We start from the raw sequence: 22,083 nt of genomic DNA on the forward strand, positions 1-22,083 counted from the left end.
ACAGGCAGCTCGCATGTCAGTCTTGCTTTCACGCTTTCACGCTTTCACGCTTTCACGCTTTCACGCTTTCACGCTTTCACGCTTTCACGCACACACGCACACACGCACACACGCACGCACTTTCCTGATTACTGATAAACGAGGAGGGGAGGTTAATTATCCTCTGTCCGCTGGCGGGCAGAATCGCAGGCATAAAAAAACCCCGGCTTGCAGGCCGGGGTTCAGTTCACAACAGTTTATGCGTTACGGCTTGGTCGCCGGGGCAGTGGCATGATGTGTGGCGCTATGACCACCCGCAGAACCGCGACCGTCGAACTCATAGGGTGCACGCACCCAGTCGCTGTGCGGTGCCGGTTCTGACTGCCAGACTGGCGCAGGTGCTTTAGTCATCGGCGCAGAGGCAAAATGCTTCCAGCGCGTACCGTCATTCGGCACTGAGGCAGTTGCAGGCACTGATGCCGTTGCAGGCACTGATGCAACAGGTTCGGCCGCAGTCTCCGGTGCTGCAGGGGCGACATCGCGTGCGGCCACCGGAGCATGAGGTTCACGAACTGGCGCTGTTTCAGCTTCAGCAGCGACCGGCGCATTCAGAACTTCCTCAACTTCTGCTGCGATCGCTTCGCTGACGTCGGTAGCCGATTGCTCAGCAACCTCTGCAGGCTGTGCTTCTTCTGCAACCGCTGCAGGCTGTGCAGTCTCAACCGCAGGTGTCACAACCGGCGCTTCGGTGACAGGCTCAGCAGGCACGGCTTCGGCTGCTACCGCTTCCGCTTTTGCTTCATCTGCCGCCGGAACAACGGAAGGCTGCTCGTCAACCGGCGCGTCGATAGCACGGGTATCGTCAGTGTTCACGACCGGCACTGGCGTTTCTGCCTGCGGCTCGGCCTGTTGCACAGGCGCTTCCTGAGCAACAGATTCAACAGCGGCAGCAACGGGCTGCGCACTGGCGGCGTCTGCTGTCTCTTCGCGGTTGTACGCTGGCGTCTCGTGAGTCACATTCTGAACCTGCTCTTCGCTGGCCTGGCTCACCGGGTAACGGATCCAGACTTTACCGGATGCCATCTCTGGTGATGCAGCTGCAGCGGTCAGCGGCATTGCTGACTGAGTCGGATAACGCTCATCACGGTAACGACGACGACGCTGTCCGCTGACGCGCAGATGACGAGGCGAACGACGTGAACGACGCGGCATATTGGCGTTATCACGGTTGTCGTTGTCATCCTGCTCTTCACCCTGCGGTGCCTGGAACTCAGGCTGCGGCTGAGCCACGTCTGTCTGCTGAGGCTGACGCACTTCAGCCGGCTGGGCGAAGTCGCTGGCTTCGGCTGGCATAGGTGGACGGTTATCATCAACACGCACCTTCTGGTTCAGCTGACGCGGCTTGCGACGCGGCATAACCTGTACGCGCTCATCTTCCTGCGGCTCGGTCACGTCCGGAACGTCGGCTACCACTACCGGCTGCTCAGCCACTTTGGCAGCTTCTTCACCGGCGCGTTTCTCTTCCTGACGACGACGCTGACGCTCAGCACGCTGTTCACGGCGCTGTTGCTGCTGCTCATCACGCTGCTGGCGCGCTTCTTCGCTCAGTGCCGGACGCTCTTCACGCACTTCACCAGACTGGGACTGACGCTTGTTGCGGCGATTATCGTTACCCTCGCGCGGCTCGCGATTTTCACGTGGCTCGCGACTTTCGCGCGGTTCACGGCTTTCACGAGGTTCGCGGTTTTCACGAGGCTCACGGTTTTCGCGTGGTTCACGGCCTTCACGCGACTGCGCGTTATCTCCGTTACGCGGCGTACGCTCACGACGATTATTGTTACGGCGGTTGTTATTATTGCTGCGGCGCTCGCCACGGCCATTGCCGTTTTCCTGCTCGCTTTCAGGCGCTTTCTGGGGTTCTGCAACCTCAGTGGCCACTGGTGCGGCGGCAGGGGCTTCTTCGCCTGCGAACATTTTTTTCAGGCCACCAAGCAGACGGCCAAAGAAGCCGGTGCTGACGGTAGCAGGCGCAGCCACAGCAGGTGCTGCTTTTGCGGCCGGCTGGGCTTCAGCGCGCTGCGTTTCTGGCTCAACTTCTACCGGTGCCGGAGGCGCATCAGGCATCACAAACGCGGCCAGAGCAGGCTGTTCAGGACGACGACGTTCAGCATGTTCCTCTTCCGACGGCATCGCCATTTCGGCTTCATGCAGCTTCGGCAGATGATAACTCAGGGTCTGCGTCTCTTCGCCTTTGCGCACGCGCAGCACGGAGTAGTGTGGGGTCTGCATCTTGTCATCAGGAACGATGATAGCCCGCACGCCACCCTGGCGTGTTTCAATAGCGTTAACCGCTTCACGTTTTTCATTCAGCAGGTAAGAGGCCACCTGAACCGGAACAATGGCGTGAACTTCTTTGGTGTTGTCTTTCAGCGCTTCTTCTTCAATCAGACGCAGGATCGACAGCGCCAGTGACTCGTTATCACGGATGGTGCCGGTGCCGCTACAGCGTGGGCAGACGTGATGACTGGATTCACCTAATGACGGGCTCAGACGCTGACGGGACATCTCCAGCAGGCCGAAACGTGAAATGTGGCTGATCTGAATGCGGGCGCGGTCCTGACGGACAGCTTCACGCAGACGATTCTCAACCGCGCGCTGATGGCGTACCGGCGTCATATCGATGTAATCGATAACGATCAGGCCGCCCAGGTCACGCAGACGCAGCTGACGAGCAATCTCATCGGCCGCTTCAAGGTTGGTGTTGAACGCCGTCTCTTCGATATCACCGCCGCGCGTTGCACGTGCTGAGTTGATATCGATAGCGGTCAGCGCTTCGGTACTGTCGATTACAATCGAGCCACCGGAAGGCAGGCGGACTTCACGCTGGAAAGCGGATTCGATTTGCGATTCGATCTGATAGTGGCTGAACAGCGGGATTTCACCGGTGTAGAGCTTAATTTTGCTGCTGAAGTCCGGACGGCCCAGCGCAGCGATATGCTGACGCGCCAGTTCCAGTACTTTCGGGTTATCGATAAGTATCTCACCGATGTCCTGACGCAGATAGTCGCGGAAGGCACGCACAATCACGTTACTTTCCTGATGGATCAGGAACGGAGCAGGGCGGTTTTCAGCGGCTTTCTTGATCGCTTCCCAGTGTTTAAGACGGAAGCTTAAATCCCACTGCAGCGATTCGGCTGATTTACCGACGCCCGCAGTACGGACAATCAGGCCCATGCCTTCCGGCAGTTCCAGCGCCGACAGGGCTTCTTTCAGCTCGGTACGATCGTCACCTTCGATACGGCGAGAGATACCGCCTGCACGTGGGTTGTTCGGCATCAGTACCAGATAGCTGCCCGCCAGAGAGATAAAGGTGGTCAGCGCAGCGCCTTTATTGCCGCGTTCTTCTTTATCGATCTGAACAATGACTTCCTGACCTTCACGCAGCACGTCTTTAATATTCGGACGACCATGCGCGTTGTAGCTGGAGGGGAAGTATTCGCGGGAGATTTCTTTTAACGGGAGGAAACCGTGACGCTCTGCGCCGTAATCGACAAACGCAGCTTCAAGGCTGGGTTCAATGCGAGTGATTTTACCTTTGTAAATGTTGGCTTTTTTCTGCTCGTGTCCAGGACTTTCAATATCCAGATCGTACAGACGCTGACCGTCAACCAGGGCAACGCGCAACTCCTCCTGCTGAGTTGCGTTTATTAACATTCTTTTCATCGTGACTTACTCGTTATTCTTTCATGAGTGATTACAGCTGCGGGCATAGTTACCCTGGACGAGTATCAACCGATGGCCCCGTGACTTAGTGCAATGTCGTCAACCTCACGGCTGTCGACCGCGCGAGGGGCGCAAATAACGTCGGTGGCCTGTTTTTCATAAGGGAAAACAGCACCAGATAGTGGAAATGCCTGAGAGAATAAAGAAAACCCGTGCATCCCATACTGTTGTCCAGGCCGCAACCCGCAGCCCGCTAAGTGCCTGATTTCGCATTACGTCTTACGCCATTGCTGCGTGTCTGCTCAATCCGGCAAAATGACAATTTCGCTCTTTTTCTGCCCTGAAATGGTTCAGGTAAGAAACTCAAGCATTATTCCATTGCTAACCTTCATATAGCAAGGCGACTTTAGCCAGCTTGTGAAGTTTCTTTACATTTAAATCGCTAATGTGTCGGACAAAACAGCGCTTTGCTGAAAAAGCCAGCAGAGAGGCGACCTGCCGTCACATCAACTCCAGAGTTAAGCACAGAAAAAGGGGTGGCGCTATCAGGGGACACTATTTAGAATCGCCGCCATGAAAACAGAGAATCCCGGCGTACATTTTGTCGCCATCACGGCTGAAAATGCCGGACAACGCATTGATAACTTTTTGCGCACCCAGCTCAAGGGTGTGCCCAAAAGCATGATTTATCGCATCGTTCGCAAAGGCGAGGTGCGGGTGAATAAAAAGCGCGTCAAGCCAGAATATAAGCTGGAGGAGGGCGATGAGGTGCGCATTCCGCCGGTTCGGGTAGCGGAACGCGATGAAGATGCCGTTTCCCCCAAACTGGCGAAAGTGGCGTCACTGGCCGATGCCATCCTGTTTGAGGATGAGTCGCTGCTGGTGATGAATAAGCCTTCCGGCACAGCCGTGCATGGCGGTAGCGGACTCAGCTTCGGGGTGATTGAAGGGTTACGTGCCCTGCGACCGGAAGCACGCTTTCTGGAGCTGGTGCATCGCCTGGATCGTGACACCTCCGGCATTCTGCTGGTCGCTAAAAAGCGTTCGGCGCTGCGTTCCCTTCATGAGCAACTGCGTGAAAAGGGGATGCAGAAAGACTATCTGGCCCTGGTGCGCGGCAACTGGCCGTCACACCTGAAGGTGGTTCAGGCGCCGCTGCTGAAAAACATTCTGCAGAGCGGTGAGCGCGTGGTGCGCGTCAGCAGCGAAGGCAAAGCCTCAGAAACCCGCTTTAAAGTAGAAGAGCGGTTCGAGTTTGCCACGCTGGTGAAAGCGAGCCCGGTCACCGGTCGTACCCATCAGATTCGCGTCCATACGCTGCATGCCGGGCATCCCATTGCCTTTGACGATCGCTACGGAGAACGTGAGTTTGACAGTCAGCTGGCGGCAACCGGTTTAAAACGCCTGTTCCTGCATGCTGCGGCGCTGACCTTTACGCATCCCGGCACCGGCGAAGTGATGCGGGTCGAAGCACCACTGGATGATGGCCTGAAGCAATGCCTGCTTAAGCTGCGTCAGCTGAAAGCGTAATCTCTCCGGCATCAGTTCGTTAAAGGATTGATGCCGGCCTGCTGCAACATCTCATTGAGCGCGATCAACGGCAGCCCGACCAGTGTATTGGGATCGCGTCCCTCCAGCCGATCAAACAGACAAATCCCCAGACCTTCACTTTTAAAACTGCCCGCACACTGAAGCGGCTGCTCCTTTTCCACATAGCCGTTGATTTCAGCGTCAGTTAACGTGCGGAAATGAACCACAAAGGGCTCACAGCAGTGCAGCAGCGTGCCACTGACCGGATGAAATAGCGCCAGACCGGTATAAAAGGTAATGGCTTTTCCGCTGGCGGCACGCAGTTGCGCCCGCGCATTCTCAGCCGTGTGAGGCTTACCGGCGATAGCGCCATCCAGCACGCAAACCTGGTCGGAGCCGATTATCCAGTGGCTGGGATACGTTTTTGCCAGTGCCTGCGCTTTAGCTACGGCAAGACGGGTTACCAGCGCTTCAGCGGTTTCATCGGGCTGGAGTGACTCATCAACCTCAGGCGCGGCGGTAATAAAAGGCAGGCCGAGTTTATGCAGTAATGCCTGCCGAAAGGGCGAGGTTGAAGCTAAAAGAATCGATGGCGTCATTTTTTTTCAATAGTGATAGCGAATTGGTGACAGTCATTTTAAACTGTGCGCCGCACTGGATGCGAATAGTGGTTGAAAGATGCTGTTTAACGGCCTTTTTCTTTGACTCTATGACATTACAAAGTTAATATGCGCGCCCTATGCAAAAGGTAAAATTACCCCTAACGCTGGACCCTGTCCGCACTGCTCAGAAGCGCCTTGATTATCAGGGTGTCTACACATCTGTACAGGTGGAGCGTGTGGCCGAGTCGGTCGTTAGTGTGGACAGTGATGTGGATTGTGCCATGTCGTTTGCGGTTGATAACCAACGTCTGGCAGTACTGACGGGTACTGCTGAAGTACAAGTGACGTTGCGTTGCCAGCGCTGCAACCAGACCTTTCCTCATCACGTAAAAGTGAGTTACTGCTTCAGCCCTGTCTCTTCTGAAGAGCAGGCCGAGGCATTGCCGGAAGCGTACGAGCCGGTCGATGTCAACGAGTTTGGTGAGATCGATCTGCTGGCGGTTGTCGAGGATGAAATTATTCTCGCGCTGCCGGTCGTTCCGGTGCACGATTCTGAACACTGTGAAGTGTCCGAGGCGGACATGGTCTTTGGTAAACTGCCTGCAGAGGTGGAGAAACCAAATCCATTTGCCGTATTAGCCAGTTTAAAGCGTAAGTAATAGGAGTAAGGTCCATGGCCGTACAACAGAATAAACCCACCCGTTCTAAGCGTGGTATGCGTCGTTCGCACGATGCGCTGACCACTGCTGCTCTGTCAGTAGATAAAGTTTCTGGCGAAACTCATCTGCGTCACCACATCACTGCGGACGGTTACTACCGCGGTCGCAAGGTTATCGTTAAGTAAGTTTCTTGCTTAGCAAGGCGATACCTTGACACGTTTGACCCTGGCGATTGATGCCATGGGCGGGGACTTCGGTCCCTGCGTGACAGTGCCTGCAGCATTGCAGGCACTGGCCTCTCATTCGGAACTATTCCTTCTTCTGGTCGGACACCCCGACACTCTCATGCCATTGCTTGCCAAAGCGGATTCCTCCCTGATGGGGCGTTTGCAGGTCATCCCTGCCGAATCGGTTATTGCAAGTGATGCGCGGCCCGCTCAGGCCATCCGCAACAGTCGCGGCAGCTCAATGCGTGTGGCACTGGAGATGGTTAAAGAGGGACGTGCGCAGGCCTGCATCAGCGCCGGGAATACCGGTGCGCTGATGGGGCTGTCGACACTCTTATTAAAACCGCTGGATGGCATTAAACGTCCGGCGCTGATGTCCGTTTTACCGCACCAGCAACAGGGTAAAACCGTGGTGCTGGATCTGGGCGCAAATGTGGGCTCAGACAGTGCGATGCTGGTGCAGTTTGCTGTAATGGGGTCGGTAATGGCTGAGCATGTGCTTGGTATTGCACGGCCCCGTGTCGCGTTGCTCAATATTGGTCATGAAGAGACCAAAGGGCTGGAAACGATCCGCGACGCCGCGGCAGTGCTGCGAGAATCACCGCAAATCAACTATATTGGTTACCTTGAAGGTAACGAACTGCTCACCGGTAAAACGGATGTGATGGTCTGTGACGGTTTTGTCGGAAACGTCACGCTGAAGACTATGGAAGGCGTGGTAAGAATGTTTCTTTCTCTGCTGAAGTCATCAGGGGAAGGTAAGAAACGGTCATGGTGGCTTCAGTTGCTGGGGCGCTGGATTCAGAAACGTCTGACGAAGCGCTTCGGGCATCTCAACCCTGACCAGTACAATGGCGCTTGTCTGTTAGGATTGCGCGGAACAGTGATCAAGAGTCACGGTGCGGCAAATCAATACGCCTTCGCTGTGGCGATAGAACAGGCAGAGCAGGCGGTGAGGCAGCAAATTCCCGAGCGAATTGCTGCGCGCCTTGATGCTGTATTAGCCAGGAGTGACAAAGCCTAGATGTATACCAAAATTATCGGTACGGGCAGTTATCTGCCAAGCCAGATCCGCACCAATGCCGATCTGGAAAAAATGGTGGAGACGTCGGACGAGTGGATTGTTACCCGTACCGGCATCCGCGAGCGTCGTATTGCTGCGCCTGACGAAACCGTCGCCACCATGGGATTCAGTGCGGCGCAACGCGCCCTTGAAATGGCAGGCATTGAAGCGAACGATGTTGGGCTGATTATTGTCGCCACAACCTCTTCCAGCCATGCCTTCCCCAGCTCTGCCTGCATGATCCAGCAAATGCTGGAAATCAAAGACTGCGCGGCGTTTGACCTCGCTGCCGCCTGTGCAGGTTTCACCTATGCACTGAGCGTGGCCGATCAATACATCAAAAATGGCGCGGTGAAACATGCGCTGGTGATTGGTGCTGATGTCCTGGCACGCGCGCTTGATCCGGAAGATCGCGGCACGATCATCCTGTTTGGCGATGGTGCAGGCGCGGTCGTGCTGGGTCAGAGCGAAGAGCAGGGGATCATCTCTACCCATCTTCATGCTGATGGTCGCTATTCACAGCTGCTGACGCTGCCTTATCAGGATCGTGCGCATCAGGATCAGCCCGCTTATGTCACCATGTCAGGCAACGAAGTCTTCAAGGTTGCCGTTACCGAGCTGGCTCACATCGTTGATGAAACGCTGCAGGCCAATAATCTCGATCGTGAAATGCTGGACTGGCTGGTGCCGCATCAGGCGAACCTGCGCATTATCAGCGCCACCGCGAAAAAACTCGGCATGACCATGGATAAAGTGGTCGTCACACTGGATCGTCATGGCAATACCTCTGCCGCATCGGTGCCAAGCGCACTGGATGAAGCGGTCCGTGATGGCCGCATCAAACCCGGACACCTTATTCTGCTGGAAGCCTTTGGTGGTGGATTCACCTGGGGTTCTGCGCTGGTTCGCTTTTGATTGACAGGAACGAAAAATGACGCAATTTGCATTTGTTTTCCCCGGTCAGGGTTCACAGACCGTGGGCATGCTGACTGAATTAGCGGCAACCTATCCGCTGGTAGAAGAGACCTTCCGTGAAGCCTCTGACGCGCTGGGATATGATCTGTGGCAATTAGTAAGTCAGGGTCCGGCTGAAGAGCTGAACAAAACCTGGCAGACTCAGCCTGCACTGTTAGCCGCCTCCGTGGCAATCTACCGTGTCTGGCAGCAGCAGGGCGGTGAACAGCCAGCCCTGATGGCTGGTCACAGCCTGGGTGAATATTCAGCGCTGGTTTGCGCGGGTGTGCTTAACTTTGCGGATGCAGTGAAGCTGGTTGAACTGCGCGGCAAACTGATGCAGGAAGCGGTGCCTGAAGGCACTGGCGCGATGCAGGCGATTATTGGCCTGGATGACGCGGCTATCCGCAAAGCCTGTGAAGAGAGCGCGCAGGGTCAGGTTGTCTCACCGGTTAACTTTAACTCGCCGGGCCAGGTGGTTATTGCGGGTAACAAAGAAGCCGTTGAACGTGCGGGTGCCGCCTGTAAAGCAGCGGGCGCTAAGCGTGCCTTGCCACTGCCGGTCAGCGTTCCTTCTCACTGCGCACTGATGAAGCCTGCGGCCGATAAACTGGCGGTGGCGCTGGAGAGCATCACCTTTAACGCGCCTGCGGTACCGGTGATCAACAACGTCGATGTGAAAGCTGAAACCGACGCTGCGGCCATCCGCCATGCGCTGGTCTGTCAGCTCTACAGCCCGGTTCGCTGGACCGAGAGCGTGGAAGCGATGGCAGCACAGGGCGTGACGCAGCTCCTGGAGATGGGGCCAGGTAAAGTCCTGACCGGACTGACGAAACGTATTGTCGATAGCCTGACAGCGGCTGCCGTTAACGATACTGCATCCCTGACGGCTGCACTCGGTAAGGAATAAGAGGAAAATCATGAGCTTTGAAGGTAAAGTTGCGCTGGTTACCGGCGCGAGTCGCGGCATTGGTCGTGCGATTGCAGAAACACTGGCGGCACGCGGTGCTAAAGTGGTAGGAACTGCAACCAGCCAGAGTGGCGCCGACGCCATCAGTGCTTACCTTGGCGACAAGGGCAAAGGCCTGTTACTGAATGTGACTGACGCTGACTCAATCAGCACTGTTTTAGAGAATATTCGTGCTGAATTTGGCGAAGTGGATATTTTAGTCAATAATGCAGGCATTACGCGTGATAATCTTCTCATGCGCATGAAGGACGATGAGTGGGAGGATATCCTGGATACCAACCTCACATCGGTATTCCGCCTTTCCAAGGCGGTCCTGCGTGCCATGATGAAAAAGCGCGTGGGCCGTATCATCACCATTGGTTCCGTTGTTGGAACCATGGGTAATGCGGGCCAGGCAAACTATGCGGCAGCAAAAGCGGGTTTGATTGGCTTTAGCAAATCACTGGCGCGCGAAATCGCGTCACGTGGCATTACCGTCAACGTCGTGGCTCCAGGCTTTATTGAGACTGACATGACGCGGGCACTGAACGAAGATCAACGTTCCGGTATTTTGGCGGAAGTTCCTGCGGGTCGCTTAGGCGATGCTCAGGAAATCGCCAATGCTGTGGCATTTTTAGCCTCTGACGAAGCAGCCTACATCACAGGTGAAACGCTGCACGTCAACGGCGGAATGTACATGGTCTGATAAATCACGAAATGATTTGCTTTATTTGCGGTTAGAACCGCAAAATAACGCAAAATCGTGGTTCGACCAGCCGGGATTTTGTTGCATCTTTTTCACCATTTTATACACTACGAAAACCATCGCGAAAGCGAGTTTTGATAGGAAATTAAATAGTATGAGCGATATCGAACAACGCGTTAAGAAAATCATCAGTGAGCAGCTGGGTGTGAAAGAGGAAGAAGTCACCAACTCTGCATCTTTCGTAGAAGACCTGGGTGCCGATTCTCTTGATACCGTTGAGCTGGTGATGGCTCTGGAAGAAGAGTTTGATACTGAGATTCCAGACGAAGAAGCTGAGAAAATCACTACCGTTCAGGCAGCGATCGACTATATCAATAGCCATAAAGGCTAATGAATATCTTCAGGCGGTCGCTCGACCGCCTGATTTTTTTGTTTGTCCCACATAGTTCCCTATTTCCCCTCCCTGGAGGACGAACGTGTCTAAGCGTCGTGTAGTTGTGACTGGTCTTGGCATGTTGTCTCCTGTCGGCAATACCGTAGAGTCTACCTGGAGTGCTCTCCTTGCCGGTCAGAGCGGCATTACCCTGATCGACCATTTTGATACCAGTGCTTATGCAACACGTTTTGCAGGTCTGGTAAGAGATTTTAATTGTGATGACTACATCTCGCGCAAAGATCAGCGCAAGATGGATGCCTTCATCCAGTACGGCATTGTGGCCGGTATGCAGGCCATGCAGGACAGTGGTCTGGTTGTTACCGACGAAAATGCAAGCCGTATGGGCGCAGCAATTGGCTCCGGCATCGGTGGTTTAGGTCTGATTGAAGAGAATCATACTTCACTGGTCAACGGCGGCCCGCGCAAAATCAGCCCATTTTTTGTGCCTTCAACCATCGTTAACATGGTGGCGGGTCATCTCAGCATCATGTATGGCCTGAAAGGTCCAAGCATCTCTATCGCGACAGCCTGTACCTCTGGTGTGCATAACATCGGTCATGCCGCACGCATCATCGCCTATAACGATGCTGATGTGATGCTGGCGGGTGGCACAGAGAAAGCCAGTACGCCATTAGGCGTCGGTGGCTTTGGTGCAGCACGTGCTCTCTCAACCCGTAATGAAAACCCGCAAGCGGCCAGCCGCCCGTGGGATAAAGATCGTGACGGTTTTGTGCTGGGTGACGGCGCTGGCATTGTGGTACTCGAAGAGTATGAACATGCGAAGAAACGTGGTGCGAAAATCTACGCGGAAATCGTAGGTTTTGGTATGAGCAGCGATGCCTACCACATGACTTCACCACCAGAAGATGGATCAGGCGCCGCCGCGGCAATGATCAACGCATTGCGCGATGCTCAGCTTACGCCAGAGCAGATTGGCTATGTCAACGCGCACGGCACCTCCACGCCAGCGGGTGATAAAGCGGAAGCGCGGGCGGTGAAATCGGTCTTTGGGGCAGCAGCCAGCAGCGTGATGGTAAGCTCGACCAAATCAATGACCGGACACTTACTGGGTGCGGCAGGCGCGGTTGAATCTATCTACTCGATTCTGGCGCTGCGCGACCAGGCCGTTCCACCGACCATTAACCTCGACAATCCGGATGAGGGCTGCGATCTCGACTTCGTGCCTCACACCGCGCGTCAGGTTCCCGGTCTGGAGTACACCCTGTGTAACTCCTTCGGTTTCGGCGGAACCAACGGTTCGTTGATCTTCCGTAAAGTGTAATCGTTGTTGATTGCTAAAAAGGCCCGCGATGCGGGCCTTTTTTTATCCTGCAGAATGCGCTGAAATCACGAGTCACGCTCAGGAGAGAACCATGTGGATTAACGGGTTAAAACAATCGATGCTGGCCGCCAGCGACCGCGGCCTGCAGTTTGGGGATGGCTGTTTTACTACCGCCGCCGTGCGTCAGGGTAAAATCGTGCTGCTGGAGAGCCACATTCAGCGCCTTAAAGAGGGCTGTGAGCGGTTATGGATTGATGGCGTCGACTGGCTTCAGCTTGAGACTGAAATGCAACAGGCCGCGCAGCAACAAACCCAGGCGGTGCTGAAAGTGATTATCAGTGCCGGCAGCGGCGGGCGGGGCTACAGCCGGCGCGGCTGTGGTGAACCTACGCGGATCGTCTCGCTGGCACCCTGGCCGCAACACTACGCCGATTTACAGCAGCGTGGCGCGTCACTCCGGCTCAGCCCGATCCGTCTGGCACGAAACCCACAGTTTGCCGGTATCAAGCACCTTAATCGTCTGGAGCAGGTGATGATCAGAGCTCATCTTGACCAGACAGACGCCGACGAGGCACTGGTGCTTGACACTGAAGGTTGGGTGGTGGAATGCTGTGCGGCCAATTTATTCTGGCGTCAGGGCTCGCAAATTTTCACGCCTGATCTGTCAGCGTCGGGCGTGGATGGCATTATGCGGCGGAGTCTGATGGCGCAACTTGCGGCCGAAGGCCAGGCTTGCCAGGTAATAAAAAGCGAACCGGCGCAGCTGCTGGCCGCCGATGAAGTGGTGATATGTAACGCGCTGATGCCGGTCCTGCCGGTCCGACAGATAGAAGCGGTAGAGTTTACTGAGCGTTCGCTGTTTAATCAGTTGCGCGCAAGCTGTGAAAAGATAATGGATGCATCATGATTCGAAGTAAAAAAATCGTCGTCAGCCTGCTGGCGATCGTGGGTCTCGCGGCTGTGCTGAGTTACTGGCAGGTTAAGCGGTTTGCGGCCACCCCGTTAACCCTGCAGCAGGAAACGATCTACACGCTGCCTGCCGGCACGGGCCGGGTCGCACTTGAAGCGCAGCTGGAAGAGCAGAAGATTATTCCGCACAGTATCTGGTTTGGCGCGCTGCTGCGTCTGGAACCTGAACTGGCGACCTTCAAGGCGGGTACCTATCGCCTTGAGCCGACCATGACGGTGCGTTCGCTGTTACAGCTGCTGGCCAGCGGTAAAGAGGCACAGTTCCCGGTGCGATTCGTGGAAGGCCAGCGGCTGAAAGAGTGGCTGAGTGAGCTGCGCAAAGCGCCTTATATCCGGCATACCCTGAAAGATGATCAGTTCGCCACCCTTGCCAGCGCACTAAAAGTGGAGCCTGAGCAGCTGGAGGGCAACTTCTTCCCGGATACCTGGCTCTACACGGCTAACACCACCGATATGGCGCTGCTACAGCGCGCTCATGATCGGATGAAAAAAACCATTGCTGAGGTGTGGCAGGGACGGGCGGATAATCTGCCCTATAAAACCCCACAGGATCTGGTGACCATGGCCTCAATCATTGAGAAAGAGACCGGCGTCAGCGAAGAGCGCGCGCGCGTAGCCTCGGTGTTTATCAATCGCCTGCGCACCGGTATGCGGTTACAGACCGATCCCACCGTCATCTATGGCATGGGCGACAGCTATAACGGGACGCTGACCCGCAAAGATCTTGAGACGGCCAGCGCTTACAATACCTATATCATTAACGGTCTGCCGCCGGGTCCGATCGCCATGCCGGGTAAAGCCTCTCTGCAGGCAGCGGCTCATCCCGAGAAAACCAACTATCTCTACTTTGTTGCGGACGGCAAGGGCGGCCATACCTTTACGACTAATCTTGCCAGCCATAACAAGGCGGTGCAGGTTTACCGGCAGACGCTAAAGGAAAAAAATGAACAGTAAGTTTATCGTCATTGAAGGCCTGGAAGGCGCCGGTAAAACCACCGCGCGTGACGCCATCGTCGCCACGCTGCGTGCCCGTGGCATTCACGATCTGGTCTTTACCCGTGAGCCTGGCGGAACGCCGCTGGCAGAACAGCTGCGGGTGCTGTTTAAGCAGGGTATTGAGGGCGAGCAGGCCACAGATAAAGCGGAACTGCTGATGCTCTATGCGGCACGGGTTCAGCTGGTGGAAACGGTCATTAAACCGGCGCTGGCGCGCGGTGCCTGGGTGATCGGCGACCGTCATGATCTCTCTTCTCAGGCTTATCAGGGAGGCGGACGTGGACTTGACGCCGGTCTGATGCAGACGCTGCGCGATACCGTGTTAGGCGATTTCCGCCCCGATCTCACGCTCTATCTTGATGTGACACCCGACATCGGTCTGCAGCGCGCCCGTGCGCGCGGTGAGCTGGATCGCATTGAGCAGGAGTCATTGCGCTTCTTTGAACGCACCCGCGCGCGCTATCTGGCGCTGGCAGCGGAGGACCCCACCATTATCACCATCGATGCTACACAATCACTGAGTGATGTGACAGCGTCACTTCAGTCGGCGCTGGATGGCTGGCTGGCGGAGCAGGCGTGATGAACTGGTATCCGTGGCTGAATCAGCCTTATCGCCAGGTAATTGGCCAGCATCAGGAGAATCGCGCTCACCATGCGTTGTTGATCCAGGCGATGGCAGGTATGGGCGATGAGGCGCTGGTCTGGGGGATGAGCCGCTGGCTGATGTGCCAGCAGCGGGATGGCCTGAAAAGTTGCGGGCAGTGTCACGGTTGTCAGCTGATGCAGGCTAATACCCATCCTGACTGGTATCGGCTTGAGGCGGAGAAGGGCAAAAGTACCCTGGGCATCGATGCTGTGCGGCAGGTTACGGAAAAAATGTACCACTTTGGTCAGCAGGGCGGCGCGAAAGTGGTCTGGCTGCCGGATGCCGCGCAGCTTTCGGAAGCGGCGGCCAACGCCTTGCTGAAAACGCTGGAAGAGCCGCCAGCCAACAGCTGGTTCTTCCTCAGCAGCCGCGATCCCTCGCGACTGCTGGCCACGCTGCGCAGCCGCTGCATGGCGCTGCATCTGACGCCGCCGGACGAAGGACAAAGCCTGCTCTGGCTGAAGAAGCACGCTTCGCACGACGAACAGATGCTGCTGGCGGCTCTGCGTCTGAGCGCAGGTGCACCCGGTGCGGCGCTGAGCCTGCTGGAAAACGGGCCGTGGCAGGCCCGGCAGAAGCTCTGCGATGCGCTGTCCGCTGCGTTGCAGCAGGACATCCTGCAACTGCTGCCTGCGCTGAACGCCGACGACGCGGCAGCGCGTATCGGCTGGCTGCTCTCTTTGCTGCTGGATGCAATGAAGTGGCAGCAACATGCGGGTCAGTGGCTGAGTAATATCGATCGTCAGGATGTGGTGCAGTTGCTGGCCGGATACTTTTCAGCCAGCGCGCTCAACAGCAGCCTCCAGGACTGGATGCGCTGTCGCGAGCAGCTACTGCATGTGGCATCGGTGAATCGCGAATTATTGCTGACCGATCAGCTTCTGAGCTGGGCGGACAAACAGAAACCCGCGCTTGTCGGCTAAACCTATCTGAGAGTAATTATGTTTATTGTGGATTCCCATTGCCATCTTGATGGCCTGGACTATGAAAAGAACCATCGTGACCTGGATGATGTGATCGCCAAAGCGGTGGCGCGTGATGTGAAATTTATGCTGGCAATCGCCACCACGCTGCCGGGTTTTCATACCCTTAAAAGTCTGGTCGGCGAACGGAAAAATATAGCGCTCTCCTGCGGTGTGCATCCGCTGAATCAGGAAGAGGCCTATGATGTTGAGGAGTTTCGTCAGCTCTCTGCCGATCCTCAGGTGGTGGCCCTGGGTGAAACCGGGCTGGATTATCACTATCAGCCAGAAACGAAAGATCAGCAGCAGCGCTCGTTCCGGGAGCATATCCGTACCGGTATTGCGCTGAACAAACCGATCATTGTTCACACCCGTGATGCCCGCGAAGATACGCTGGCGATTCTGCGTGAAGAGCAGGTTGAACGTTGCGGCGGCGTGCTGCACTGCTTCACTGAGGATCAGCCCACCGCAGCAAAACTGCTGGATATGGGCTTCTACATCTCTTTTTCCGGCATCGTCACATTCCGCAATGCCGAGCAGTTACGTGAAGCCGCACGCTATGTGCCGCTGGATCGGATGCTGGTGGAAACGGATTCGCCTTATCTGGCCCCGGTGCCTTTCCGTGGTAAAGAGAATCAGCCCGCTTATACGCGCGATGTTGCCGAATATCTGGCTGTCCTGAAAGGGGTGGATTTAGAAACGCTGGCAGCCACCACCACCCAAAACTTCTCAACGCTGTTTCATATCCCGATGAGCCAGCTGGGCGCCTGATCAGCTATTATTTCAGTCTCTGTAATTAATCTGTAACCTGCGTATATGACCCTGTTTTTTCAGACAGGGTCAGCTTTTTATCGCCGATTACTGGTGCGGATCAGTAAGAAATTTCGTAAAGTGCGCCCTTGTGATTGTCGAAACGTGATACCCGTCAAAGTAACAAATCGGGAATTATTTTACCCTTCGTAATAAATCAAAAGGCGGTCACCGCCAGCCCGGCAAAGAATCCTCCCTCTTTGCCACGCGCACTGCGCAAATATGCACTCTTACTCAGGAGCTTCACGCTATGTTCAAAAATGCTTTTGCCAACCTTCAAAAGGTCGGTAAATCGCTGATGCTGCCGGTATCGGTTCTGCCGATTGCCGGTATTTTGTTAGGGGTCGGTTCAGCCAATTTCAGCTGGTTACCTGCAGTGGTTTCGCATGTGATGGCAGAAGCGGGTGGATCGGTGTTCGCCAACATGCCGCTGATTTTCGCTATTGGTGTGGCGCTGGGCTTTACCAATAATGACGGCGTTTCGGCACTGGCAGCGGTTGTTGCCTATGGCATCATGGTGAAAACCATGGCGGTAGTTGCCCCGCTGGTGCTGCATCTGCCTGCGGCGGAGATCGAGGCTAAACACCTCGCCGACACCGGGGTACTGGGCGGTATTATCGCCGGCTCTATTGCCGCGTACATGTTTAATCGCTTCTACCGCATCAAGCTGCCAGAATATCTGGGCTTCTTTGCCGGTAAGCGTTTTGTGCCGATTATTTCCGGTCTGGCAGCTATCATTCTCGGCGTACTGCTCTCCTTTATCTGGCCACCGATAGGTTCCGCGATTCAGGAGTTCTCGCAGTGGGCAGCCTATCAAAACCCGGTTGTCGCCTTTGGTATTTATGGCGTAATTGAACGTGCGTTGGTGCCATTTGGTCTGCATCACATCTGGAACGTTCCTTTCCAGATGCAGATCGGTGAATACACCAATGCGGCAGGTCAGGTGTTCCACGGTGATATCCCGCGCTATATGGCGGGTGACCCGACCGCAGGTAAACTCTCTGGCGGCTTCCTGTTCAAAATGTACGGTCTGCCAGCGGCAGCGATTGCTATCTGGCATTCAGCGAAGCCTGAAAATCGCGCCAAAGTGGGCGGTATCATGATCTCCGCCGCGCTGACCGCATTCCTGACCGGTATCACCGAACCGATTGAATTCTCATTCATGTTCGTGGCACCAATCCTGTATGTGATCCATGCGCTGCTGGCGGGTCTGGCATTCCCAATCTGTATCCTGCTTGGGATGCGTGATGGCACCAGCTTCTCTCACGGTCTGATCGACTTTATCGTCCTGAGCGGCAACAGCAGTAAAATCTGGCTGTTCCCGATTGTTGGTATCATCTATGGTCTGGTTTACTACACCATATTCCGTGTACTGATCGCGAAGCTGGATCTGAAAACACCTGGCCGTGAAGAGAGCAGCAGCAGCGAGCAATCTACCGCGACCGGTACAGAGATGGCGGGCAAACTGGTGGCGGCGTTTGGTGGTAAAGAGAACATCACCAACCTGGATGCCTGTATCACCCGTTTACGTGTCAGCGTCGCCGATGTGGCGAAAGTGGATCAGACTGAACTGAAAAACCTCGGCGCCCGTGGCGTGGTGGTTGCCGGTTCCGGTGTGCAGGCGATTTTCGGGACTAAATCCGATAACCTGAAAACCGATATGGATGATTACATCCGCAGCATGTAATGATTTACAGCGATGAAAAAGCCCCGCTAAGCGGGGCTTTTTTTTGGCCGGGATTCAGAGGTAAACGCGCAGATACTCTGTCAGGCATAGCAGGGCCATCGCCTGGCCGTAGGGCATAGAGGTCAGAGGAACCGTGCGGTAGTAATCCAGATCCTTGCCCATTGCGGTACCAAAGGAGACCTGTTTTAACTCGCCATCGTCATCAATATTGGCAATCACGCCGCGCAACGCTTTTTCTGCCACCTCGCGATACTCCGCGGGCAGATAACGCTTACGAACCCCTTTCAGAATGCCATAGGCAAACCCGGCGGTGGCGGAGGCTTCCGGGTAGCTGTGCGGATCATCAAGCAGGGTGTGCCACAATCCGCTGCTGTGCTGACACTCCCTGAGCGCTTTAACCTGGGTCTCCAGCACCTGCTGCAGAAAACGGCGGGTAGCGTGATGCTCAGGCCAGTTCATCATCTCCAGGAAGTCGGGAATGACAATCGTCACCCAGCTGTTACCGCGCGCCCAGCGTGCATCAGCAAAGTTATGGCGGCCGTCAAAGTTCCAGCCGTGGAACCATAAGCCGGTTTTGCGATCCATCAAATACTGGGTGTGCAGCAGGAACTGATAACTCGCTTCTTCAATCCACTCATCGCGCTTCAGCAACTGGCCAATTTTAGCCAGCGCCATTACGCTCATCATCAGCGTATCGTCCCAGAGCTGCTGCGGGTTTTCGTTGTTATAGACAATGTGCTGCAGGCCGCCCTGTTCGGTACGCGGCATCTCATACATAACCCATTCTGCCCAGCGCTCCAGCACCGGCACCCAGGCCGGATTCCCGGTCTCTTCGTAACGGTAGGCCAGCGTCAGAAAAGGACAAACGGTATTCACATTTTTGGTCGGCGTGCCTTCCGCCAGACGCTGCGTAAACCACTCATCAATAATGGCCAGCGTCTGCTGGTCACCGGTCTGCTGATAGTAGTGCAGCATGCCATACAGACCGATGCCGTGTGTCCATTCCCAACCCGCCCAGCCTTTGGTATCAATCACCCGGCCATCGTCCAGCCGTAATAAAAATTCGCCTGTCTCATCGGTGATGTTAACCAGATTCTGTGTCAGCTTTTGAATCAGCTGTACCAGTTCGCTGCGTGGCAACAGATGTTCGGGCTGGCACAATAATTTGCTGTGTTTAACGGGAAATACAGTCATGGTTTATTCCTGTCGTTTTAAGGTCGGGTTTAAAGAAGGGTTTAAAGTGGGATGTGCGGACAATTTTTCCGGCGCTGACTTATTACGATTAAGGAAGCCAATGTTGTTGTTGCCCCAGAGGTTTTCGTAAGGCATGCCAGCCAGCGTTTCTACAATTCCGCGTGCTTCCGGCGTGATGCTTTCCGGCACGATGCGGCCCGCGTCGCGCATCTTCAGCGTCTCCTGGCGCAGCACAGTGTGGGTCTGCAGATTAAGCTTAAAGCGCAGTGACACGATAAAGCCGCAGGCCAGTACGGCCACAGTGCCAATGCTGAGAATCGCCAGAATAGTGTGGCTGACGCCGGGTACCTGGGTCGCCTGGCCAGAAACAAAGCCGGAGAGCTGCAGCACGATACCGACCAGCATAACTGCGCCAGCCTGCGACGCTTTACGCGTCAGGGTCATGATGCCGGCAAAAATCCCTTCACGGCGCTGTCCGGTGATCACCTCATCCACATCGGCGATATAGGTATAGGTGTTCCACGGCACATAGTTGATGCCGCCACGTCCCAGGCCTGCCAGGGCAGAGATCACCAACAGCAGTGACATGTTGTCGTTCATTCCGGCATACCACAATCCAGCGTAGGAGAGCGCCGCAAGGCCAAACAGCACAGCCACCAGACGGTAGGCGGGCGCGGGTCCCATGCGGATGCAGAGCGGGATCATCGCCATCACGGCAATAAACTGCAGCACCGCCATGGTGCCCATCAGGCTGGAGGCGACCTGAGCGCTCTGCATCAGCACAAATACCACATACCAGGTAAAGACGGCGTTAAACACATCCTGGGCGATATAGCCGCCGAGGTACATGCCAAGGTGCTGGCGGAAGATGCGGATGCGTAAGGTTGAAGCCAGCTCGACATAGAGCCGCTTGAGATTCTGCATCAGCGTCAGCTGCTGCTTTTCCTGTTCTGCACGGCGTGACTCGGCGGAAAAGTCATCTGGGTGACGCTCCCAGGTAAAGCACCACACCAGCGTCAGCACCAGCGCGCAGATTACCGAGAACACCAGACTGGCGTAGAAGAAGGAGAGAGGATTATCTTTGCCCAGCATACCCAGCAAAATACCGGGTAAAAAGGCAGCCAGAATGGCCGACAGCTGAGCCAGGCCGATGCGGGCACCGGAGAAGCGGGTTTTCTGTTTGAAATCGTCGGTCATTTCCGGCACCAGCGTTTCATACGGCACCAGGATCATGGTGTAGACGATATCAAACAGCAGATACGTGCAGAGATACCACCAGAAACTCATGTCGCTGAGCCACATCAGGCTATAACTGAATACAGAGGGTATGCCGAGCAGGATAAAAAATTTGCGGCGGCCAAAGCGTTTGCCCAGCCAGGTCGAACCGAAGTTATCGGTCAGAAAGCCCATTAGCGGACTGACTATCGCATCCAGCACGCGGGCAGCGGCAAAGATCAGCGTGGCCTGAATCGGGGTTAACCCACAAAAGGTGGTGTAAAAATAGAGCAACCAGGCGGCGGTCAGCGCCGTGGTGCCTGCTCCAAGAAAATCTCCGGAACCGTAGGCCAGATAGTGGCCAAGACCAATTTTACGTGAGCGCATGTCTGATGCTCCTTGATGTTTATGGCGGTTTATCCCTGGTGACGCCGGTCATCTCACCCGGACTGGTTAGCAAAGTAGAACTGACGGGGCGGCTAAACCTTCGCAATTTGGCAAGTGCTGGCGCTGAAGTGGCAGTCATACAAAGAAAAGGGTGGCGAAATTCTAATTTATAAAACAGCGTTTCATTTTCTGGTGTGGCAGGGGCGTTGTTAGCATTCTGAACAGCGTGCGGGTCACGGAGAGAGGGTGCTGCTGCAAAGGCAGGCGAACAATGCAAGAAAAGTGGTCCTGAGGTTGAAAGAAAACAAATTTCTCCCGCATACTGATTGATTAAGACTCAGGCTAAAGCTAAAGGAATTGCACCATGGCAGAAGAAACCATTTTTAGTAAAATTATCCGCCGCGAAATCCCCGCTGATGTGGTTTATCAGGATGAGCTGGTCACTGCCTTCCGCGACATTTCGCCCAAAGCGCCGACCCATATTTTAATCGTGCCGAATGTGCTGATCCCAACGGTCAACGAGGCGGAAGCGGCGCATGAGCATGCGCTGGGACGTATGTTTACTACCGCGGCGAAAATCGCCCGTCAGGAAGGTATCGATCAAAATGGTTATCGTCTGATTGTAAACTGCAATCAACATGGTGGTCAGGAGGTTTATCACATTCATATGCATCTGCTGGGCGGTGAACCGCTGGGACCGATGCTCTCTAACTGACCTGATAACGGAAGCGTGCTATGCGATCCTGGCTGACTGGCCTGCCGATCCTGCTCTGCCTGACGGCCTGCAGCAGTGAAAAACCGATGATCAATACGTCACAGTCGCTGGTGATGGAGTCCTCTGTGCTGTCGGCAGGGATCATTACCGATGAACCGACGCTGGATGAGAACGATGGACTAAAGCGTGCCACCAGCGTGCTCTATAATCAGCGCGAAACACCGGTTGTTGTGCACTATCGTTACTACTGGTATGACGACAAAGGGCTGGAAATCACCCCGCAGGAACCGGCGCAGACCGTTACCGTTCCGGCGCAGGGCAGCATTATCGCCACTTCGCAACTGGGTAACCTGACGGCCAGCAAGGTTCGTCTTTATCTCTATCTTTAAGGA

At 55.3% G+C, this 22,083-nt stretch carries 21 protein-coding genes; 17 read left to right on the top strand and 4 right to left on the bottom strand.

Annotated elements, in window-relative coordinates; genetic code table 11:
* Positions 1 to 243: 243 nt before the first annotated feature.
* Complete coding sequence (gene rne / locus PAG01S_RS01015; protein ID WP_062757393.1) at positions 244 to 3,702, bottom strand: ribonuclease E; 3,459 nt, start codon at positions 3,700 to 3,702, stop codon at positions 244 to 246.
* Between the two features lie 573 nt (positions 3,703 to 4,275).
* Here rne and rluC point away from each other — a divergent pair.
* The gene (gene rluC / locus PAG01S_RS01020) at positions 4,276 to 5,232 is read left to right on the top strand and encodes a 23S rRNA pseudouridine(955/2504/2580) synthase RluC (RefSeq protein WP_010246350.1); all 957 of its coding nucleotides are present in this window, start codon (positions 4,276 to 4,278) and stop codon (positions 5,230 to 5,232) included.
* An 11-nt stretch (positions 5,233 to 5,243) separates the two neighbouring features.
* Here the strand turns inward: rluC and PAG01S_RS01025 are convergent, their stop codons facing one another.
* Positions 5,244 to 5,831: a Maf family protein gene (locus PAG01S_RS01025; protein WP_062757395.1), complete on the bottom strand. Its 588-nt coding sequence runs from the start codon at positions 5,829 to 5,831 to the stop codon at positions 5,244 to 5,246.
* 140 nt (positions 5,832 to 5,971) lie between these two features.
* On the opposite strand from PAG01S_RS01025, the gene yceD reads away from it, so the two are divergent.
* The 14 genes from yceD (at position 5,972) to ptsG (ending at position 18,180) form a co-directional block, all read left to right on the top strand.
* Positions 5,972 to 6,493 (top strand): 23S rRNA accumulation protein YceD, encoded by a 522-nt coding sequence (gene yceD / locus PAG01S_RS01030; protein ID WP_010246346.1) that lies wholly within the window; start codon positions 5,972 to 5,974, stop codon positions 6,491 to 6,493.
* Positions 6,494 to 6,507: 14 nt separating this feature from the next.
* Positions 6,508 to 6,678, top strand: a complete 171-nt coding sequence (rpmF, locus tag PAG01S_RS01035) for a 50S ribosomal protein L32 (RefSeq protein WP_003849870.1) — start codon at positions 6,508 to 6,510, stop codon at positions 6,676 to 6,678.
* Positions 6,679 to 6,703: 25 nt separating this feature from the next.
* Positions 6,704 to 7,744: a phosphate acyltransferase PlsX gene (gene plsX, locus PAG01S_RS01040; protein ID WP_062757396.1), complete on the top strand. Its 1,041-nt coding sequence runs from the start codon at positions 6,704 to 6,706 to the stop codon at positions 7,742 to 7,744.
* Complete coding sequence (locus PAG01S_RS01045) at positions 7,745 to 8,698, top strand: beta-ketoacyl-ACP synthase III (protein ID WP_010246341.1); 954 nt, start codon at positions 7,745 to 7,747, stop codon at positions 8,696 to 8,698. It begins immediately after the preceding gene.
* Between the two features lie 16 nt (positions 8,699 to 8,714).
* Entirely contained in the window at positions 8,715 to 9,647 is a 933-nt protein-coding gene (gene fabD, locus PAG01S_RS01050) for an ACP S-malonyltransferase (protein WP_062757398.1), read from the top strand.
* A 10-nt stretch (positions 9,648 to 9,657) separates the two neighbouring features.
* The gene (gene fabG / locus PAG01S_RS01055; RefSeq protein WP_010246337.1) at positions 9,658 to 10,392 is read left to right on the top strand and encodes a 3-oxoacyl-ACP reductase FabG; all 735 of its coding nucleotides are present in this window, start codon (positions 9,658 to 9,660) and stop codon (positions 10,390 to 10,392) included.
* Between the two features lie 154 nt (positions 10,393 to 10,546).
* Complete coding sequence (gene acpP / locus PAG01S_RS01060) at positions 10,547 to 10,783, top strand: acyl carrier protein (protein ID WP_003849865.1); 237 nt, start codon at positions 10,547 to 10,549, stop codon at positions 10,781 to 10,783.
* 85 nt (positions 10,784 to 10,868) lie between these two features.
* Positions 10,869 to 12,110 (top strand): beta-ketoacyl-ACP synthase II, encoded by a 1,242-nt coding sequence (gene fabF / locus PAG01S_RS01065; RefSeq protein ID WP_022625869.1) that lies wholly within the window; start codon positions 10,869 to 10,871, stop codon positions 12,108 to 12,110.
* A 91-nt stretch (positions 12,111 to 12,201) separates the two neighbouring features.
* A complete protein-coding gene (pabC, locus tag PAG01S_RS01070; RefSeq protein ID WP_062757399.1) occupies positions 12,202 to 13,017 on the top strand; it encodes an aminodeoxychorismate lyase in 816 nt (271 codons plus the stop codon).
* Entirely contained in the window at positions 13,014 to 14,033 is a 1,020-nt protein-coding gene (gene yceG / locus PAG01S_RS01075) for a cell division protein YceG (protein ID WP_033757268.1), read from the top strand. The genes pabC and yceG overlap by 4 nt, the downstream gene beginning before the upstream one ends.
* Positions 14,023 to 14,655, top strand: a complete 633-nt coding sequence (gene tmk / locus PAG01S_RS01080; protein ID WP_062757400.1) for a dTMP kinase — start codon at positions 14,023 to 14,025, stop codon at positions 14,653 to 14,655. Before yceG ends, tmk begins: the two co-directional genes overlap by 11 nt.
* Positions 14,655 to 15,644 (top strand): DNA polymerase III subunit delta', encoded by a 990-nt coding sequence (gene holB, locus PAG01S_RS01085; protein ID WP_062757401.1) that lies wholly within the window; start codon positions 14,655 to 14,657, stop codon positions 15,642 to 15,644. The genes tmk and holB overlap by 1 nt, the downstream gene beginning before the upstream one ends.
* An 18-nt stretch (positions 15,645 to 15,662) precedes the next feature.
* Entirely contained in the window at positions 15,663 to 16,454 is a 792-nt protein-coding gene (locus PAG01S_RS01090) for a metal-dependent hydrolase (RefSeq protein WP_062757403.1), read from the top strand.
* Positions 16,455 to 16,743: 289 nt separating this feature from the next.
* Positions 16,744 to 18,180 carry a PTS glucose transporter subunit IIBC gene (ptsG, locus tag PAG01S_RS01095; protein ID WP_010669858.1) on the top strand — a complete coding sequence of 479 codons (1,437 nt, stop codon included), beginning with the start codon at positions 16,744 to 16,746 and terminating at the stop codon, positions 18,178 to 18,180.
* A gap of 54 nt (positions 18,181 to 18,234) precedes the next feature.
* Here the strand turns inward: ptsG and bglB are convergent, their stop codons facing one another.
* The gene (gene bglB / locus PAG01S_RS01100; protein ID WP_010669859.1) at positions 18,235 to 19,374 is read right to left on the bottom strand and encodes a beta-galactosidase BglB; all 1,140 of its coding nucleotides are present in this window, start codon (positions 19,372 to 19,374) and stop codon (positions 18,235 to 18,237) included.
* Positions 19,375 to 19,377: 3 nt separating this feature from the next.
* Positions 19,378 to 20,976, bottom strand: a complete 1,599-nt coding sequence (locus PAG01S_RS01105; RefSeq protein WP_033786536.1) for an MFS transporter — start codon at positions 20,974 to 20,976, stop codon at positions 19,378 to 19,380.
* 364 nt (positions 20,977 to 21,340) lie between these two features.
* On the opposite strand from PAG01S_RS01105, the gene hinT reads away from it, so the two are divergent.
* Positions 21,341 to 21,691, top strand: a complete 351-nt coding sequence (gene hinT / locus PAG01S_RS01110) for a purine nucleoside phosphoramidase (RefSeq protein WP_009090851.1) — start codon at positions 21,341 to 21,343, stop codon at positions 21,689 to 21,691.
* Positions 21,692 to 21,711: 20 nt separating this feature from the next.
* Positions 21,712 to 22,080: a YcfL family putative periplasmic lipoprotein gene (locus PAG01S_RS01115; protein ID WP_010246307.1), complete on the top strand. Its 369-nt coding sequence runs from the start codon at positions 21,712 to 21,714 to the stop codon at positions 22,078 to 22,080.
* Positions 22,081 to 22,083 lie beyond the last annotated feature (3 nt).

This window comes from Pantoea agglomerans NBRC 102470 (genome assembly GCF_001598475.1).
In the GTDB taxonomy this organism is placed as follows: domain Bacteria; phylum Pseudomonadota; class Gammaproteobacteria; order Enterobacterales; family Enterobacteriaceae; genus Pantoea; species Pantoea agglomerans.